The following is a 19174-nucleotide window of genomic DNA, read 5'->3' as shown; positions in this document are numbered from 1 at the left end:
AGCAAGATGAAAATCCGTTTTAATGCCCTGCCTTATCAGCACAAGGCGGTTAGTGCTGTGAGTGATTGCTTTGTCGGACAGCCGTATCAGTCGGGGCTGTCATACCGCCGTGATGTGGGCGTGCAGGGCGTAGGACAAGGGCAACTATTTGGGGCAACCCAAGGCAGTTTTGATGAGATAGACGAGACGGGCTTTGCCAATGCTCCCTTGGTTGACTCATGCCACATTCTCGCCAATATCCAAGCCGTTCAGCGTACACAAAACTTACCCCTATCTGACGAGCTTATCAATAATGATAAAGAAAAAGGCAAACCTGCCAATCTGACAGGGGCGATGATAAATCTTGATGTGGAAATGGAGACAGGCACAGGCAAGACGTATTGCTATATTCGTACGATGTTTGAGCTAAATGCCCGCTATGGCTGGGGCAAATTTATCATCGTGGTGCCAAGCATTGCCATTCGTGAGGGCGTGTACAAGACGTTGCAGATGACGGCAGAGCATTTTTATGAGGAGTATCACAAAAAGATACGCTTTTTTATTTATGACTCAAAAAACTTACACCAATTAGATACGTTTAGTGCCACCAACGAGATAAGCGTAATGGTCATCAACGTGCAAGCCTTTAACGCCACAGGCAAGGACAACAGACGGATTTATGATGAGCTTGATGACTTTGGTTCTCGCCGCCCCATTGATGTCATCGCCAAAAACCGTCCCATTCTTATCCTAGACGAACCCCAAAAAATGCAAGCTGACAAGACGTTGTCATCGCTTGCCAATTTCAAGCCTTTGTTTATCCTGCGATACTCCGCCACCCACAAAAAACAGTACAACCTTGTGCATAGACTGGACGCTTTGGATGCTTATAATGGGCGACTTGTCAAAAAAATTACGGTCAAAGGCATAGAAGTCAAAGGGCTGTCAGGGGTCAATGGCTACTTGTACTTACAACGTATCAACATCTCAACGTCCGCCCCCACCGCCCAGCTTGAACTTGAAATCAAAACTGCCAAAGGATTTAGGCGAGCCGTCCGCAAAGTGGGCAAGGGCGATGATTTGTACACGCTATCAGGCGAGTCTGAGCAGTACCGTGGCTACATCGTCTCGGAGATAGATGCACGGATTGGCGTGATTGAGTTTGTCAATGGCGTGTCGGTTGCTCTTGGGCAGGCGGTGGGCGATGTGGGTGAGACCACGTTGCGTACCATTCAGATTCGTGAGTGTATTTTGGCTCATTTAGAAAAAGAGGCGTTGTTGTATCGCCAAGGCATTAAGGTGCTAAGTCTGTTTTTTATTGATGAAGTCGCCAAATACCGCTTGTATGATGAAAATAATCAATCAGTAGCAGGCGAGTATGCCAAGATTTTTGAGCAAGAATACGACAAGGCGGTAGAGGCGTATTTGGATTTGAATTTACAAAACGACCCTTATCAGGAATATTTACGTGGTATCGCCACAAGCCAAACGCACAACGGCTATTTTAGCGTGGACAAAAAATCCAAACGACTTACCAACCCCCAAATCAAAAAATCAGAGGAATATACTTCCGATGATAAGGACGCTTATGAGCTGATTTTAAAAGACAAAGAGCGTCTGCTGTCCTTTGATGAGCCGACCCGTTTTATTTTTAGTCATTCTGCCTTGCGTGAGGGCTGGGACAACCCCAATGTGTTTGTCATCTGCACCCTAAAACACTCCGACAACACCATATCCAGACGACAAGAGGTGGGGCGTGGACTGCGTTTGGCAGTCAATAAAGACGGCGTGCGTATGGACAGCAATTTTTTTGGTGGCTTATCGGACGTTCACAAAGTCAACAACCTAACAGTCGTAACCAACGAAAGCTATACCGAATTTGCCAAAAATTTACAAAGCGAGATTCGCCAAAGTCTGACATCAAGAACAAGCCAAGCCACGCCAGAATTTTTTAAGGGCAAAGTGATAAGCGTTCATGGGCAACAGCACATCATCAGCGAGACCGAGGCAAAGCAGATTCATAAATATCTGTCAAAGCATGATTTTATTGATGACAACGACTATCTATTGCCAAGTTATCAAGATGCCAAACGTGCAGGGGAATTACCTGCACTGCCTGAGAATTTGGCGGACAAGGCACAGGCGGTATTTGGGCTGATTGACAGCGTGCTTGATGCGTCCGCTTTGGATAATATGATTGACAACAGTAATGCCAAAATCACAAATCCCAGCAATGCCAACCTTGCCAAGCAAGAATTTTTGGCGTTGTGGCAGACCATCAACCAAAAAGCCACATTTCAAATTCGCCTAGACAGCGACAGACTTATCCGCCAAAGCATACAAGCGATAGAAACTGAGAACAGAACGCTTAGCAATCAGTTTGTGCCAAAACTAAGCTACACCATCGCCCAAAGCAGTCAAAAGGATACTTTGTCTTTGTCCGACTTAGACAACAGCCAAGCCTTTGACAATGCCACCACCAAACGAGTGCGTGCCGATATCGCCATGACGACCACACTACGCTACGACCTTGTGGGCGATGTCGCCAAAAAGACCAATCTAACTCGCAAAACAGTGGTGGCGATTTTGCAGGGCATATCGCCTGTGGTGTTTTTGCAGTACAAATACAACCCTGAGGGCTTTATCAATAAAGTCAGTCAGCTTATCAATGACACTCAGGCGGTCATGCTCGTACAAGATCTTAGTTATCATCTGCTGGACAAACGCCACCAGACCAATGAGATTTTTATGGCAAATACACCAATCGACAAAGACAGCTTTTTGGCAACCAAGCACGTTTTGGACTATGTGCCTACCGATTCTGAGATTGAACAAAAATTCGCCAAAGCCTTAGACGGTGCGGACGAAGTGGCGGTTTATGCCAAATTGCCCGACAAATTTCAAATCCCTACACCCTTCGGTGGCTACAATCCTGATTGGGCGATTGCGTTTCGTCATGGGGCGGTACGCCATGTGTATTTTGTTGCCGAAACCAAAGGCTCGCATAAAGAAAATAGCCTAAGAACAGACGAAAAGCACAAAATTGACAGTGCCAGACGGTTTTTTGAGACACTAAACGAGCAAGGCAGTCAAGTCAAATATGATGTGGTGGATAGCTTTGAAAGGCTCATGCAAATCGTTGGCTAAAACAAAAACCGAATGGCAATTTCCCATTCGGTTTTTTATCAGATGATGAGTACAAACTCAGTGGCAGGGCGGTAAGGTGCGTAGTACGCACCTTACTGTCATTGCTCGCCTGTTTTTTGATTTTTACACAATCAAACTCGTTCAATCACAGTCGCAATCCCCTGCCCCAGTCCGATACACATGGTGGCAAGCCCGATTTGGGTGTCTTGTTGCTCCATGACGTTCAAAAGCGTGGTGGTAATTCTCGCACCAGAACAGCCTAATGGGTGTCCTAGGGCAATCGCCCCGCCATTGTGATTGACAATGTCTTGCTTATCATACAGCCCCAAGCCTTTTAGCACCGACAAACCTTGGGCGGCGAATGCTTCGTTTAGCTCCACCGTTTGAATGTCATTGATAGACAGCCCTGCTCGTTTTAGTGCCTTTTGCGTGGCAGGGACAGGACCATAGCCCATAATCGCCGCATCGCACCCTGCCACCGCCATGGAGCGGATGACCGCTCGTGGGGTCAGTCCCAGCTCTTTGGCTTTGCCTGCCGACATGATGAGCATGGCGGACGCACCGTCTGATAGGGCAGACGATGAGCCTGCCGTTACCGTGCCGTTTACAGGGTCAAATACGGGTCTGAGCTTTTGTAAGCTCTCAATATTAGCATCAAAACGAATGACTTCGTCCACCGTGCATAGTTGCAAATTACCCTGTTCATCATGCCCTTCCACGCCCACGATTTCTTTGTCAAACCGTCCTTCTTGGGTGGCTTTGGTTGCCTTGACGTGTGAGCCTAGGGCAAATTCGTCCTGCTCGGCTCGGCTGATGTCATTCATACGCCCAAGCATTTCGGCGGTCAGCCCCATCATGTTGGACGCTTTGGCGATGTGCTTTGAGCTACTGGGGTTGATGTCCACGCCGTGCATCATGGCAACGTGCCCCATATGCTCCACGCCCCCGATGATAAAAATGTCGCCTTGGTGGGTCATGATTTGGGCGGCGGCGGTGTGCAGGGCTTGCATGGACGAGCCACACAGGCGGTTTACTGTTTGTCCTGCCACGTGCTTTGGAATGCCTGCCAATAGGCTTGCGTGGCGAGCGATGTTCCAGCCTTGCTCCAAGGTTTGATTGACACAGCCCCAAATCACGTCTTCGATGTCATTGGGGTCAAAATCATTTCGCTTGATTAAGGCTTTCATCAGCTCTGCTGATAGAGTCTCGGCTCGCACGTTGCGGAACATACCGTTTTTGGATTTGCCCATGGCGGTGCGTACGCCATCTATAATCACTACGTCTGTTGGGGATAGGGTTGTCATGGTTTTTTCCTTAAAATTTGTGATTTAAAAAATACACTTTACGTCATATTTTACAATATGCTCATCAAGAGTAATCAATGTCAAATCGTGGTGTATCGCTTGGGATATCAACAATCTGTCAAAAGGGTCTTTGTGATGAAATGGCAATCTTTGCAAGCCCAAAATATCACGCTCTTTTATGGGCAAAATAATGTACAAGTTATTTGCCTTAATATGCTCAATCGCTTGGGCTAGGGGCGTGTTTAGGGTTAATTTTCCCAGTTGCATTTTTATCTGCAACTCCCACAGGCTTGCCATACTAAGATAAATATGATGATTGGGATTGTCCAAAATCGCTCGGACTTGTGGACTTAATCGGCAAGGCTCGCTGTCCGCCCAAATATAAATGTGCGTGTCAATCAAAAACGCACTCATTTAAGCATGCTCCCCAAGCCAAAACTCATCGCCAAGCTCATCATCAAAATCATCACTGATTGCCACCACCCCCAAACTCATCGCCCCAAGACGGCTCATTTTGGGTTTGCCGTCATCGTGATTGGCAAGCAAAAACTGAGCAATAGACGCCCGTTTTTGCAAATCCAAATTCGCCATGATAGGTAACACAGCTTGCACTTCTTGGGGTAAATTTGGGGGCAGCTCAATCATCAAAGCTCCTTACTGATAAAACGTCTCGCCACACTCTGCCATGTCTCGTAGCATTTGTGGAGCTTCATACGCCTTGCCAAGATGAGCGTATTTATCACACAAAGCGACAAATTCTTTTACGCCCACTTGGTCAATGTAGCGACACGCCCCACCACGAAACGGTGGGAAACCAAGCCCCATCAGCATTGCCATGTCCGCCTCGCCTGCACTTGCCACGATATTATCTTCTAGGCAACGCACCGTCTCGGTACAAAACGCCACCATCAAGCGGTCAATAATCTCTTGCTCGTCAAAATCGCTACTGCCGTCTTGCACTGCTTTTAGTAGCTCATAAGTGGTCGTATCCACGCTCTTTTTAGGCTTGCCTTTTTTGTCAAGCTCATATTTATAAAAGCCCACGCCATTTTTTTGACCCAAACGGTTATTTTCAAACATAACAGTCGTGGCAGTCTTATAGTCAGGGCTCATACGCTCGGGGAAAGCATCCGCCATGACCGCACTGGCATGAACGCCTGTATCAATGCCCACCACGTCAAGCAGGTAGGCAGGTCCCATGGGCATACCGAATTTTTCCATGACTTTATCAATCTTGACAAAATCCGCCCCATGTTTGATAAGCAAATCAAACGCCCCAAAATAAGGGAACAGCACACGGTTCACCAAAAAGCCTGCACAGTCATTGACCACGATTGGGGTTTTGCCCATTTTTTGGGCAAGGGCAACCGTGGTCGCCACCGCTTCATCGCTCGTCCGCTCGCCACGGATAATCTCCACCAAGGGCATACGATGAACGGGGTTAAAAAAGTGCATACCCACGAAGTTTTCTGGGCGTTTTAGCGATTTGGCAAGCTCGGTAATGCTAATCGTGGACGTGTTGGACGCAAGGATAGCCGTGTCTTTAATCAGGCTTTCGGTCTCGGCAAGCACCGCTTTTTTGATTTTTTCGTTCTCCACCACCGCTTCAATGACGATGTCAGGCGTGCCAAAATCGCCATAGTTTAGGGTTGGGCGGATTTTGGATAGGGTTTCGCCCATTTTGGCACTATTGATTTTGCCACGTTCTACTTCTTTGCTAAGGAGTTTGCTCGCTTCATTCATGCCTAGGTCAAGTTGCTCGGATTTGATGTCTTTCATGATGATGGGCAAGCCCTTAACCGCCGACTGATAAGCGATACCACCGCCCATAATCCCTGCCCCAAGCACCGCCATTTCATTGATGTCGTGGGCGGTTTTGGACTGGTCTTTGGCACGTTTTTTGACAAGCTGGTCATTTAAGAATACACCGACAAGGGCGGTCGCTTGTGGAGTTTTGGCGGATTTGGCGAAATTGGTCGCTTCCACCTTTATCGCTTCATCACGTCCCAGATTAGCGTGGTTTTCTATCGCATCTAGGGCAAGGGCAAGGGCAGGGTAGTGCTTGGGGTTTGCCTTGGCAAAAATCACGCCTTTGGCAGAGTTAAACGCCATTGCCTGCTCGGTTTTGTTAAGTTTAACAGGTTCTAACTTCTCGGCACGTTTGGCTTGCCAATCTAGCTCGCCATTTATGCACTTTTTGACCAAATCCAGAGCCGACTGCTCCACGCTCTCGTCCGCCACGACAGCGTCCACCAAACCCACTTTTAAGGCATCATTAGGTTTTAGGGGATTGCCTGTGGCGATAAGTTCTAGGGCGTTGTCAATGCCGATAATGCGTGGCGTACGCACACTGCCACCAAACCCTGGGAAAATACCAAGCTTGGTCTCGGGCAAGCCAATCTGAGCCGACTGCCCCATGACACGGTATTCGCAGACAAGCGTCATCTCACACCCACCACCCAACGCCACGCCATTGATAGCCGATACCTTGGGAAATGGCAAATCTTCAAAACGGTTAAACACGCTGTTGATGTCAAGTAGCCAGTTTTCTAGCTCTGCTTGGGGTTTTTTGAAATAACCGACAAACTCGGTGATGTCCGCCCCTGCGATAAAGACCTTTTTGCCTGATGTTACAATCAAGCCTTTAATGCTCGTATCCTGCTCCAAGGCGGTTACGGCTTCTTTGAACTCGGCATTGGTGGCTTGGTCAAATTTATTGACCGACTCGCTTTCATTATTAAAATGAAATTTGACAATGTCGCCGTCTAGTCGGCTGACTTGTATGGATTTTCCACTATAAATCATGATTACTCCTGTTATGTCCCCCGATGGGGTTTGGTTAAATATCACTCATGATACGACCGATACAGGCAAAATAACAAATCACATTTGTCATCTCCATCTCGCCCACGATCCATCACTGGCAGTGCCTACTTACTATATCACAATCATTTAGGCAAAATCACGACCATTTTGTAACATTGACTTGTTGGTCATTTTCCAATAAAAAAGCGAACCATCGTCCGCTTTTTGTTTCATGCACCTTATTTAATAACAGGCTCTTTGCCATCTTCTATCACCGCACGAGTCACCACCACTTCTTTGGCACTCTCCATGCTCGGCAATTCGTACATGGTGTCAAGCAGGGCATTTTCGATGATAGAACGCAAGCCCCTTGCCCCTGTCTTACGCTTCATCGCCTGCTTGGCGACTGCCGTCAAGGCTTCATCTTCAAAGCTCAATTTCACCCCTTCCATGTCAAATAGGTATTCGTACTGTTTGGTCAGAGCGTTTTTGGGTTCGGTAAGAATCTGAATAAGGGCGTCTTCATCCAACTCATCTAATGTGGCAATCACGGGCAGACGTCCGATGAGCTCAGGGATGAGACCAAACTTAATCAAATCCTCAGGCTCAACCTCTTTGAACAACTCGCTGATTTTGGTTTCTTCTTGGGCTTTGACATCGGCATTAAAACCGATACCCGTCTTCTCGGTGCGTTGCTGGATGATACGGTCAAGCCCTGCAAACGCCCCACCGACAATCATCAAGATGTTGCTGGTGTCCACCTGAATCATCTCTTGGTTGGGGTGCTTACGACCACCTTGGGGCGGAATATTGGCAACCGTCCCTTCGATGAGTTTTAACAGAGCCTGCTGAACGCCCTCGCCCGAGACATCACGCGTGATGGAGACGTTCTCGCCTTTTTTGCTGATTTTGTCAATCTCATCAATGTAGATAATCCCACGCTGGGTGCGTTCCACGTCATAGTCGGCAGATTGGAGCAGTTTTTGAACGATGTTCTCCACGTCCTCACCCACATAGCCTGCTTCGGTGAGTGTGGTGGCGTCTGCCATGGCAAATGGCACATCTAGCATCTTGGCAAGGGTCTGAGCAAGTAGGGTTTTGCCCGAACCTGTGGGGCCGATGAGCAGGATGTTACTTTTGGCAAGCTCCACGGGCGAGATTTTGTTATCGGCACGCACTTTTAGGCGTTTGTAGTGGTTATAGACCGCCACGGACAACGCTTTTTTGGCAGTGTCTTGACCGATGACGTATTCATCTAGATGTTCACGAATCTCTTTGGGCTTGGGTAGCACCGCACTCGCCCAGTCTTTATCATCGGTTTTGGCTTTTTTGGCTTTGGCATGGCTTGGCTTTTTGCCTTGCTCGTTTTTGGTGTCCAAATCCATACCGCCCAACATGTCGCCACACAGCTCCACGCACTCGTTACAGATGTTGGTATTCTCATCAATGCCAGCGATGAGCTTTTTGACTTCATCTTTTTTCTTGCCACAAAAGGCACAGCACGGCTCTTTGGTCTTAGTCATCAGTTTTCCTTTTACACATCTTTGCTAGGCAGGGCAAATCTGCCGTTATCGGTCATTTGCTACACAGGGCGTTTTTCAAGCACGGCATCCACCAAGCCATACTCTTTGGCTTCAAAGGCATCCAACCAATAATCACGCTCAACGTCTCGCTCGATTTTTTCAAGTGGCTGACCGGTACGCTCGGCAAGAATGGCATTTAGGCGTTCACGGATTTTTAGGATTTGTTTGGCACTAATCTCAATGTCGGTCGCCTGACCCTGAGCCCCGCCCGATGGCTGATGAATCATCACACGGCTATTGGCAAGGGCATAACGCTTACCCTTGGCACCTGCCGCCAGTAGGAACGACCCCATACTACACGCCTGCCCCAGACAGATGGTAGAGACATCAGGCTTGATAAAGTTCATGGTATCAAACATCGCCATGCCTGCGGTAACCACACCACCGGGGGAGTTAATGTATAGATGAATGTCTTTTTCAGGGTTGTCCGCTTCCAAAAATAGCAGTTGGGCAACAATCAAATTTGCCATGTGGTCTTCGACTTGACCAGTCAAAAAAATCACACGTTCACGCAGTAGACGTGAGAAAATGTCAAACGAACGCTCGCCACGACCTGACTGCTCAATCACCACAGGCACAAGGGCAGACTGGGGGGCAGTGTGAAAGGTGTCGGCGAGTTGGTCATAAAAAGGGTTTTTGCGAAAATCACTCATACAATATCCTGTTAAGTCTTGGGCGTGCCTGCCCTTTATAACACAATTTAAAATTTAGAAATATTTTAGAAATAAACTACCTGTTTTTGCATGAAAAATGGCTATCCGACCACTTAATTTAAAAAGTTAAGTAAAAATCTTAAAAATTTAGCCAGTTAAGTGGTCGGATTGTTTTTCATCATCAAAAGCTCGTTTGATAGAACGACTATCAGACTTCACCTTTTCCTTGAAAAACGGGCGATTTCCCCTATTTTTCATTGCAAATACAAAAGGCAGGCACGCCCTTAAAAATTCAAATGAAATCAAGCTATTTTACCACAAAATAAAAATACCCCAACACTTTTTGTTAGGGTATTTGTGTCATTTTGGCAAATTACATTTGGGCTTGCTGAGCTGCTGCCAATAGGTCTTGGTATTTGACTTCTTTGTCAGTCACTTTACCTTGTGATAGGATGTATTCTACCACTTGGTCTTCTAGCACGACCGCTTCAATACCAGCACGTTCTTGTTTGTCGTTGGTGTAGTACTCGATGACTTCATCTGGGTCTTCGTAGTTTTCGGCAGCTTCTGCGATAAAGGCAGTCACACGCTCTTGGTCAACTTCTAGCTTTTGCTTGTCGATGATTTGACCGACCAACACGCCTAGACGTACCGCACGCAACGCTTGGTCTTCAAACAGCTCATCAGGGAGCATGTTTTTGTCAAAGGTATTTGGGTTGGCACCAAACTGCTGAGCAAAGCGTTGTAGCATTAGGTTACGCTGACGGTCAATCTCCCCAGCAAGCATGGCATTTGGCACGTCAAATTCGTTTTTCTCAACCAACGCATCAAAGGCAGCTTGCTTGACTTGGTTGCGAGCGGCACTCTTAATCTCACGCTCCATGTTTTTACGAACGTCTGCTTTTAGCTTGTCAAGACCGCCTTCACTCACGCCGAACAGCTCAAAGAATTCATCGTTTAGCTCAGGTAGTTTGGCTTCTTTGACTTCTTTAACGGTGATTTTAAAGTCTGCTTCTTTACCTTTTAGGTTCTCGGCTTGATAATCTTCTGGGAAAGTCACCTTGATGGTTTTTTCTTCGCCTGCTTTCATGCCTTTCATCCCGTCTTCAAAGCCTGGAATCATCTGACCTGAACCGATGATAAGACGGAAATTCTCGGCACTGCCACCTTCAAACTTCTCGCCATCGATTGAGCCTTCAAAATCAAACGTCGCTTCATCGCCGTCTGCCAGCTCGCCATCTTTGGCTTCAAAGGTTTGGCGTTGTTTTTGTAGGTTTTCAATCATGGTGTCCACGTCTTCATCAGACACGGTGGCAACTTGACGCTCTACTTCAATCTCGCTCAGACCTTTAACTTCCACTTCTGGCATGGTCTCAACAGACGCTTGGTATACCAAAAAGTCGTTTTCTAGCTTGACATCATCAATGCTAGGCACGCCCACGGCACGCACTTTTTTGTCAGCCAATACTTCAAAAACGGTGTCACGAATGACGTCATTGATGACTTCTTGTTGAATGCCGGCACCATACTGAGCACGGATGTGGCTCACAGGCACTTTACCTTTACGAAAGCCATCAATCTTGGCAGTTTTGGCAAGGCTACGAATACGGCTCTCTACTTTGCTCTGGATGGTACCAACAGGCACTTTAACGGTCAATTGGGTTTCTTTGTCTGAGATGACATTTACAGCAACGTCTAAGTTACTCATGGGGAATCTACCTTAAAACTTGTTAAAATTCAATCACTTATCAGTGAAATTCTCAAAAATCTGGGCAGGCACTTAATTACAACGCCCACAAAAATCCTAAAAGATGAGTAGTATAGCTTTTTTTTGGTAAAATTACAACCTATCAAATTCGCCCTGTTTTAAATGGGCGATGAGCTTATCCAAGGCTTGCCCACGGTGGCTTAGGGCGTTTTTGGTGGTTTTATCAAGCTCGGCAGATGAGCTGTCAAGGCTTGGCACATAAAAAAGCGGGTCATAGCCAAAGCCATTTTCGCCCCGTGGTGCGTCCAATATCTCGCCTACCCACTGCCCCTGTGCAATCATCGGCAAGGGATCATCGGCATGGCGAACTAGGGCAAGCACGCAGATAAATTTACCGACAATGGGTGTACCGTTTCTAAAAGGGGCAAGCTCTGTCAAGAGTTTGGCGTTATTGGCATTGTCATCGCCGTGATTGCCCGAAAATCTCGCCGAATAAATCCCTGGCATATTGCCAAGCACAGGCACACACAGTCCGCTATCGTCCGCTAGGGCAGGCAGTCCGCTTGCAGAACTTGCGTGCCGTGCCTTAATAATGGCATTTTCGACAAAAGACAAGCCTATCTCATCAGCGTCCGTAATGCCAAGCTCGCCTTGGGGGATGATACTAATGCCTAGATTTGCCTTGTCAAATAGGGATTGAAATTCGGTAAGTTTGCCTTGGTTGTTGCTTGCTAGGATAAGTTTTTTCATAAAAATTAAATCTTAGTTTAGATGTCTTATTTTACCATAAAATTAATCAAATCTTAACTTTTGTATTTTTGGTTTGACTTTGGTATAATTTGTGTAAAAAAATAAGTCTTATTCTCATGACTTTTATTCAACACCATATAAGGACACAACATGTCACTGCCCCCAAATGAGTCTTTTGCCAACGATATTTATCACACCCCTTTTGATACACCCCCTACCCTACCCCCTGCCCAACCTGATGAGCCGTATCAATATGACTTTCATTTTTATGGGACAGGGTCAGAGTATTTTAGGATTTGGATTGTTAATTTGCTTTTGACAATCATCACCCTCGGGATTTATTCGCCGTGGGCAAAGGTTCGTCGTCTGCGGTATTTTTATGGCAACACCGAGCTAAACGATGAGTCGTTTGACTTCACCGCCAACCCTAAGCGGATTTTGATTGGGCGTCTCATCGCAATTGGTGTCTATCTTGTCATCAGTGTGTTGGGGGAATTCTCGCCTGTCATCACGATGGTAGGGGGTGTTTTGATGATGGCAGTATTTCCATGGCTTGTGCGTTCTACATTACGCTTTCGGGCAAGGAACAGCCAATACAAAAACGTCCGCTTTGCCTTTGTGGGCAGTCTGCTTGGTGCTTATATGCTGTTTGGCTTGATTGTTTTTGCCAATATTCTCATCATTGGGGCAGGTTATTTGAGCATGAACTTGCAGATACATGATGTCATTGGCATGATGGTGATGGTGATTGGTTTTGTCTTACTTGCCCCATTTGCATGGCGACTATTTAAGAGTTATCAGTTTAACAACACCCAATTTGGCAAGATGGCGTTTACCTGGCACGCCAGCATGCTTGATGTGTATAAGGCGGTTGTGATGCCAATTGCAATTGCTGTGGCGGTGTGTGGACTGTTCATCATAGGTTTTGGTGGTGTTGAAAGCACAGGGACTATGCTCATTGTCATTATTGGCATGTACCTGATTGGCATGTACCTGATGGCACTGCTTATCTTACCGCTTATTCAAGCCTGTCTGCACAAGGTCGTGTGGGACAACTTGACCATTGGCGAGAGTGAGTTTGTGCTAAATGAGTTTAGCATTTTTAGATTTGCTTTTATTCAATTTACCAACTTTTTGCTGATTGGCTTGACACTTGGGCTATTTACCCCGTGGGCGGCAGTGCGACTGCATCGCTACAAGACCGAGACGCTGTCTTTGCTCAGTTATGAGAATTTTGATGAACTTATCACACCCCAAATGGTAGAAGAATCCGCTTTGGGCGAAGAGATTGCCGATGTGTTTGACATTGATGTGTCGTGGTAGGTTGTCATGAGTACACGCCCAATCACCGTACGCTATTTTGATGGCAAAACAAGCAAAGCCCATACCGCCCATATCCGCCCAAGCACCAGTCCCGATAGCTTTGTGCTAGAAGGCGATGACGTTGGCGGGGTATATCGGATTGCCGACTGTGAATTTATGCCAAGCGTGGGGCGGTCGGCAGGGGTGCTTGCCTTTGGTAGCGGTGAGCGGATTGAGCTGATTGGCGGTGTGCCTGATTGGCTTGAACTACACCACAAACGCCTATTTCACAAAATCTCCATCATGGAGAGCAGTTTTGGGTGGATTTTGGTCAGTTTGGTCGCTGTTGTTATTTTTATGACGGGCGTACTCAAATTTGGCGTGCCATTGGCATCGCACCACATCGCCCAGTCCCTACCCCCTGATGTTTTGATGGAAGTCGGACAAAAGGCAGAAGAACAAGTCATGGAGCTGACCGAGCCAAGCAAGCTATCACAGGCTCGCCAAGATGCGATAATCGCTCTGTACGACAAGCTAGATGGCAACCCCAAAGCCAAAGTGCTGGTGCGTGGGGGTGGGGTCATCGGAGCAAACGCCCTTGCCATCCCCAACAACACCATCGTCATCACAGACGAGCTTATCGAGCTTAGCGGAGATGACAACGAAATCCTAGCCGTGCTTGCCCATGAGCAGGGGCATTTGGTACATCGTCATAGCTTGGAGCGGGCGATTAGCAGTATTGGTGTGGGGGTACTGGTCATCGTCATCACAGGCGATGCGTCTGATTTGATACTTGCCCTACCAACCATGCTCGCCGCCGCCCAATACTCCCAAGATGCGGAGATGGAAGCGGATAAATTTGCCATCGATGAGCTAAAACGCCTTGGCATATCGCCCATGCACCTTGCCAACTTCTTTGAAAAGCTAAAAAAAGAACATGGCGATGGTCAAGGGCATTGGTCGGTGCTGTCCACGCACCCTGAGACGGATAAGCGGATTGAGCAGGTTAAGAAGCATAGTGAGTAGGGCATGACTGTCCTAATGTCGCAAAAACCGCCTTTGGGCGGTTTTGTTTTAGGGGCGGTAGCCTTTGGGATTTTGACTTTGCCAACGCCATGTATCCACGCACATACGCTGGGTGTCATATTCTGCCGTCCAGCCAAGCAGGTTTTTGGCTTTATCGCTACTGGCATAGCAAGTGGCAATGTCCCCTGCTCGTCTTGGGGCGATGACGTATGGCACGTTTTGCCCTGTGGCGTGGATAAAGGCATTGACCAGTTGTAGTACGCTTGTGCCGTTGCCTGTGCCTAGGTTAATCGGCTCAAAACCAAAAGCTCTCTCACGCCCTGCGATATAGTCCAGTGCCGACACATGACCTTTTGCCAAATCCACCACATGAATATAATCACGCACGCCTGTGCCGTCCACCGTGTCATAATCATCGCCAAACACGGATAGTTTTTCTAATTTACCCACCGCCACTTGTGAGATATAAGGCATAAGGTTGTTGGGAATGTCGCTTGGGTCTTCGCCAATCGCCCCTGACACGTCCGCCCCAATGGGGTTAAAGTAGCGTAGGGCGATGATGTTCCACACTTGGCTGTCCTGCACGGATTTTGCCAAATCTTCTAGGATATATTCTACCGTGAGTTTGGACTGCCCATAAGGGTTGGTGCAAGAGCGTTTGGCGGCCTCAGTAATGGGCAAGACTTCTGGGTCGCCATAGACGGTCGCCGATGATGAAAAGATAAAGTTAGTTACGCCTTTGTCTTTCATGACCTCCAAAAGATTTAGCGTGCCTGTTACGTTATTTTGGTAGTATTTAAGCGGTTTTGCCACGCTCTCGCCCACCGCTTTTAGCCCTGCAAAATGAATCACGCCAAAAAAGTCATATTCATCAAACACACGCTCCAAATGAGCCTTATCCAGTACATCGCCTTTGATAAAGGTTATCTCTGTACCGACAATCTTTTCTACACGCTCAATCGCCACAGGGCTAGAATTGGACAAATTGTCATATACCACAGGCGTATAACCTGCCTTGATGAGTTCAATCAAGGTATGCGAGCCAATATAGCCTGCTCCGCCTGTTACTAGGATTTTTTTCATGTCATACTCTCTTAAAAATGGGCTTAGTGATTTTTGCGACCAATACCAATATAATCACTGGTTAATAATTTAATCTCATCATCACTTAAAATATTTTTGGCATCAAATATCGGTACATTGTATTTATTTAATTCATAAACATCAGGCGGTGTTAATCCCGACCAATTAATGATAAATAAACTGTCTATTTCATTCAACTCATAAGGGTTGTTTGTGATTGAAAATAACCGCTCATTTTCATACATCGTTTGTAATTCAATCGTGGTATTATTGGTATAAACCACCGTTTTTATGTCATACGACCACAACAATTTTAATAATGGATGAATGGCACTGTTGGTACTAAGCCCTGCCCCAATGCGATAGCCTGCCCCCCATATCATCACGGTTTTATTTTCTATAAAGCCATTAAAATATCGCCAAAATTTTCTAAAAATCAGCTCTTTTTGGTCAGCATTAACATCAATCACGGCATTTAATACCTCTGATTTGACGTTTTGATTGTCAAATTGATTTTTTAATAAAGTCAATTCATTGGGCAAGGTCTTTCCGCCAAAGCCCCAACCTGCTCCCAAATATGCCGAACCGATACGGCTGTCCGACCCCATAATCCGCTCAATGTGCTTGATATTAATATTTTCTTTATCAGCAAGGCGTGTCATTTCGTTCATAAACGACAAGCGAGTGGCAAGCATTGCCATAATCGCACTGCGAGCAAATTCTATGGTTTTAATATTATCAATTTGGCATTGTTTGGCTTGGGATTTGATAAAAGAGATGATTTCACAATTTACCACGCTATTTGCTGTTTTTTCGCCAATCAATACCAAATCCGATTGATAAAAACTACCAAAATTCGCCCCGTCTTTCATAAAAATAAATGGCAAATAATACACCCATTTGCTAATCATCTCATTGGCAATTTGCTCCATTTTGCCAATATTATCTATACCGCTTAGGATAATTTGACTGTGCGGATTATCTTGGGTTTTGGTAAATAATGCCAATTCGTCATCGCTCATGTCATCAACAAATAGCCAGATTAAACTGCCTTGGGATTGTTTAATAAAATCAAGTGTATCATCACGGCTTTTTTTATGATGATGAGTGATTTTATGTTCATTGACATACAGCGACCATAAGGCATTAATTTGACGGTCAAAATGATAATGAAACAATGTCTCATCAATGGCATTTTTAATACTTAATAAATGCACTTTTTTATTTAAACTGGCAAGCAAAATCCCTGCATTAATCGCTTCATGATTTGCTCCGATGATATAGACCGTGTCGTGTGTTTTCATTATCATTTACCGTAATTTTTATTAAAAATACTTTTTAAAATTTGCCCTTAATTTTATTTAATAGCGTATTGGTTGATGAATCAAACGCCCCCACGCTTTGTTTATCACACAACACGTCATAGACCTGATTTGCCATGACTTTACCCACTTCCACGCCCCATTGGTCAAACGGGTTGATGCCCCAAATCACGCTCATCACATAGACTTTATGCTCATACAGAGCGATGAGCGAACCGAGCGTTTTTGGCGTTAGGCTGTCAAGTAAAAGCGTTGTGGACGGCTGATTGCCACGATATTGTTTAAATTTGGCAAAATCATCGTCATTTTTTTGTAATTCATCAGGCAAGGCATGATTGCCAAATGCCAACACCTGCGACTGAGCAAGGCAATTTGACAAGGAAAGCTCATGCTGTTCGGACAAATGGGCATTGGCGGTTTGATGCTGATGATAGCGATGAATGGGCGTGATAAAGTCGCAAGAGACTCTTTGCGTGCCTTGATGCAGGAGCTGATAAAAAGCGTGCTGAGCATTTGAACCAATGTCGCCCCACAAAATCGGACAAGTATCATAGCCGACCTGCTGACCGTCTCTGGCGACTGATTTGCCGTTGGATTCCATTTCAAGCTGGGTCAGATAGTTGGGAAAATGCGACAATCTGCCGTCATAAGGTAGCACGGTGTGGGCGTTAATCCTCAAAAAAGTGCTGTTCCACACACCCAAAAGCCCAAGCAAAACGGGCATATTTTGGGCAAAATCGGCTGTGGCAAAATGCCTGTCCATGTCGTTCGCCCCTGCCAGTAGCTCATAAAAGCCGTCCATGCCGATTTTTATGGCAATGGCAAGTCCGATGACCGACCACATACTAAACCGACCGCCGACCCAGTCCCACAGTAGCAACTGATTATTTTCATGAATGCCCCACTCGCTCATCTTGTCAGGGCGTGTGGAAATGCCGATAAAATGACGGCGTAAAATCGTGGGTTTGTTATCGTGGGCGGACAATAGCCAGCCTAAGGCGGTTTTGGCGTTGGAGAGCGTGTCTATCGTGCCAAATGATTTTGATGAAATAATAAACAGCGTGGTTTGGGGGTTTAGCACCTTTAACAGGCTGTCAAGTTGGGTGCCGTCCATGTTGGAGACGAAATGCACCCGAATGGACGTGTCCGCCCACTCGGACAGGGCAGTCGTTGCCATTAGAGGCCCCAAATCCGAACCGCCCACACCGATATTAACCACGTCCGTCATGGCGTGTCCTGCATAGCCACGCCACACGCCTGTGCGGATACGGCTGACAATGGTTTCGGCTTTGGCAAGGCTGTCGTGGACTTGGGCGTTTACGTCCGTGCCGTCCACGATGAGCGACCTGCCCTTTGGCAGACGTAAAGCGGTATGTAAGGCAGGGCGGTTTTCGGTGTCGTTTACTTTTTTACCTGTTAATAAGTCATTGATTTTATTGGATAATTGACAATCATCCGCCAAGGTCAATAACGCCGATAAAATCTCATCGTCGATCGCTTGTTTGCTAAAATCCATGTACATATCGCAAGCCGACACGCCAAACCGCTCGCCACGTTTGTCATCTTTGAACAGCTCGGTCAAGGTGCGGTTAGTTTGGGCAAGGGATTGCAGAGTTTGCCAAGTAGGGCTTTGGTTCATGACAAATCCTTAGAATGATTCGCCTATATGCTCGGCAAAATAACCAAACGCCTGTATATAGGTTTTCATGTCGCCTGCGTCAAAGCTCTCACCCTTTAAGGTCACCACGTCCATGCCCTGCTTACTGATAAGTGCATCAATGGCATCGGTCAGCTGAATCTCACCGCCCACAGACGGCTTGGTCTCCGCCAAAAAGTCAAAAATCTTTGGGTCAAACACATAGCGTCCTACCACCGCAAGGTTGGATGGGGCATCCACCAAAGCAGGCTTTTCCACAAAGCCCTTGACATCAAATGAGTCATTGGCATCAGATTTGGCAATGGTTTGTTTATCACTAAGACAAGCAATGCCATATTTGTGTATATCATCGTCCGCCACAGGGTCAACGAGAATCTGCGAGCGACCCGTTTTGGCAAACATATCCAACATATACGCCAAATTATCCGCCTTAAAATCGGTCTTAAAGGGATCTAGCACCACATCAGGTAGCAGCACGGCAAAGGGGTTATCGCCCACGACTGCACGACCCTGTAATACCGCATGACCTAGACCTAGCGGACGACCTTGACGTACACTGATGATACGCACGTCATCAGGCAAAAAGTTTAGACTGTCCGCCAGCTCATTTTTGCCCTTTAAGCGAAGTTGGGTATCTAGTTCGCTGTTAATGTCAAAATAATTTTCTATCGCACTTTTTTGGGTGTGATTGACCAGTACGATATGTTTAATGCCTGCACGCACCGCCTCCATGACAACATAATGAATGGCGGGCTTGTCGCCAAGTGGCAGAAGCTCTTTTGGCACGGCTTTGGAGAGTGGCAACATACGAGTGCCGAAACCTGCGGTGGGGATAATGGCGTGATTTATCCACAT

15 protein-coding genes are annotated in these 19174 nt (G+C 46.5%); 3 read left to right on the top strand and 12 right to left on the bottom strand.

What is annotated here, in order from left to right; translation table 11 throughout:
* Nucleotides 1-6: 6 nt before the first annotated feature.
* Nucleotides 7-3126 carry a type III restriction-modification system endonuclease gene (locus tag IM753_RS06215; RefSeq protein WP_194108923.1) on the top strand — a complete coding sequence of 1040 codons (3120 nt, stop codon included), beginning with the start codon at nucleotides 7-9 and terminating at the stop codon, nucleotides 3124-3126.
* 131 nt (nucleotides 3127-3257) lie between these two features.
* Here the strand turns inward: IM753_RS06215 and fadA are convergent, their stop codons facing one another.
* The 8 genes from fadA to rdgB all read right to left on the bottom strand — a co-directional run bounded on the left by fadA (nucleotide 3258) and on the right by rdgB (nucleotide 11929).
* Nucleotides 3258-4430 (bottom strand): acetyl-CoA C-acyltransferase FadA, encoded by a 1173-nt coding sequence (gene fadA, locus IM753_RS06210; protein ID WP_194108922.1) that lies wholly within the window; start codon nucleotides 4428-4430, stop codon nucleotides 3258-3260.
* A 24-nt stretch (nucleotides 4431-4454) separates the two neighbouring features.
* Entirely contained in the window at nucleotides 4455-4844 is a 390-nt protein-coding gene (locus tag IM753_RS06205; RefSeq protein WP_194108921.1) for a type II toxin-antitoxin system VapC family toxin, read from the bottom strand.
* Entirely contained in the window at nucleotides 4845-5075 is a 231-nt protein-coding gene (locus tag IM753_RS06200; protein WP_062498744.1) for a hypothetical protein, read from the bottom strand.
* A gap of 9 nt (nucleotides 5076-5084) precedes the next feature.
* Nucleotides 5085-7235 (bottom strand): fatty acid oxidation complex subunit alpha FadB, encoded by a 2151-nt coding sequence (fadB, locus tag IM753_RS06195; RefSeq protein WP_194108920.1) that lies wholly within the window; start codon nucleotides 7233-7235, stop codon nucleotides 5085-5087.
* A 239-nt stretch (nucleotides 7236-7474) separates the two neighbouring features.
* Nucleotides 7475-8758: an ATP-dependent protease ATP-binding subunit ClpX gene (gene clpX / locus IM753_RS06190; RefSeq protein ID WP_194108919.1), complete on the bottom strand. Its 1284-nt coding sequence runs from the start codon at nucleotides 8756-8758 to the stop codon at nucleotides 7475-7477.
* Between the two features lie 59 nt (nucleotides 8759-8817).
* Entirely contained in the window at nucleotides 8818-9471 is a 654-nt protein-coding gene (gene clpP, locus IM753_RS06185; protein WP_062498741.1) for an ATP-dependent Clp endopeptidase proteolytic subunit ClpP, read from the bottom strand.
* Between the two features lie 373 nt (nucleotides 9472-9844).
* Nucleotides 9845-11179 carry a trigger factor gene (gene tig, locus IM753_RS06180; RefSeq protein WP_065255144.1) on the bottom strand — a complete coding sequence of 445 codons (1335 nt, stop codon included), beginning with the start codon at nucleotides 11177-11179 and terminating at the stop codon, nucleotides 9845-9847.
* 132 nt (nucleotides 11180-11311) lie between these two features.
* Complete coding sequence (rdgB, locus tag IM753_RS06175; RefSeq protein ID WP_194108918.1) at nucleotides 11312-11929, bottom strand: RdgB/HAM1 family non-canonical purine NTP pyrophosphatase; 618 nt, start codon at nucleotides 11927-11929, stop codon at nucleotides 11312-11314.
* Between the two features lie 150 nt (nucleotides 11930-12079).
* Here rdgB and IM753_RS06170 point away from each other — a divergent pair, with 150 nt between their 5' ends.
* The gene (locus tag IM753_RS06170; protein ID WP_065255142.1) at nucleotides 12080-13252 is read left to right on the top strand and encodes a YjgN family protein; all 1173 of its coding nucleotides are present in this window, start codon (nucleotides 12080-12082) and stop codon (nucleotides 13250-13252) included.
* Nucleotides 13253-13258: 6 nt separating this feature from the next.
* Nucleotides 13259-14257: a M48 family metallopeptidase gene (locus IM753_RS06165; protein WP_065255141.1), complete on the top strand. Its 999-nt coding sequence runs from the start codon at nucleotides 13259-13261 to the stop codon at nucleotides 14255-14257.
* Between the two features lie 48 nt (nucleotides 14258-14305).
* On the opposite strand, the gene galE is transcribed toward IM753_RS06165, so the two are convergent.
* From galE to IM753_RS06145, 4 genes are read right to left on the bottom strand one after another with little or no spacing between them, the layout of a single operon-like run.
* Nucleotides 14306-15340, bottom strand: coding sequence for a UDP-glucose 4-epimerase GalE (gene galE / locus IM753_RS06160; protein ID WP_065255140.1), 1035 nt, complete (start codon nucleotides 15338-15340; stop codon nucleotides 14306-14308).
* Between the two features lie 23 nt (nucleotides 15341-15363).
* Nucleotides 15364-16644, bottom strand: coding sequence for a UDP-glucose 6-dehydrogenase (locus tag IM753_RS06155; protein WP_156064983.1), 1281 nt, complete (start codon nucleotides 16642-16644; stop codon nucleotides 15364-15366).
* 34 nt (nucleotides 16645-16678) lie between these two features.
* Nucleotides 16679-18301, bottom strand: a complete 1623-nt coding sequence (gene pgi / locus IM753_RS06150; protein ID WP_065255138.1) for a glucose-6-phosphate isomerase — start codon at nucleotides 18299-18301, stop codon at nucleotides 16679-16681.
* A gap of 9 nt (nucleotides 18302-18310) precedes the next feature.
* A complete protein-coding gene (locus IM753_RS06145) occupies nucleotides 18311-19174 on the bottom strand; it encodes a UTP--glucose-1-phosphate uridylyltransferase (RefSeq protein WP_194108917.1) in 864 nt (287 codons plus the stop codon).

Source organism: Moraxella sp. K127 (assembly GCF_015223095.1).
GTDB lineage: Bacteria > Pseudomonadota > Gammaproteobacteria > Pseudomonadales > Moraxellaceae > Moraxella.
Note: the sequence above shows the minus strand (reverse complement) of the source record. Positions and strands in the feature narration are given on the sequence as shown.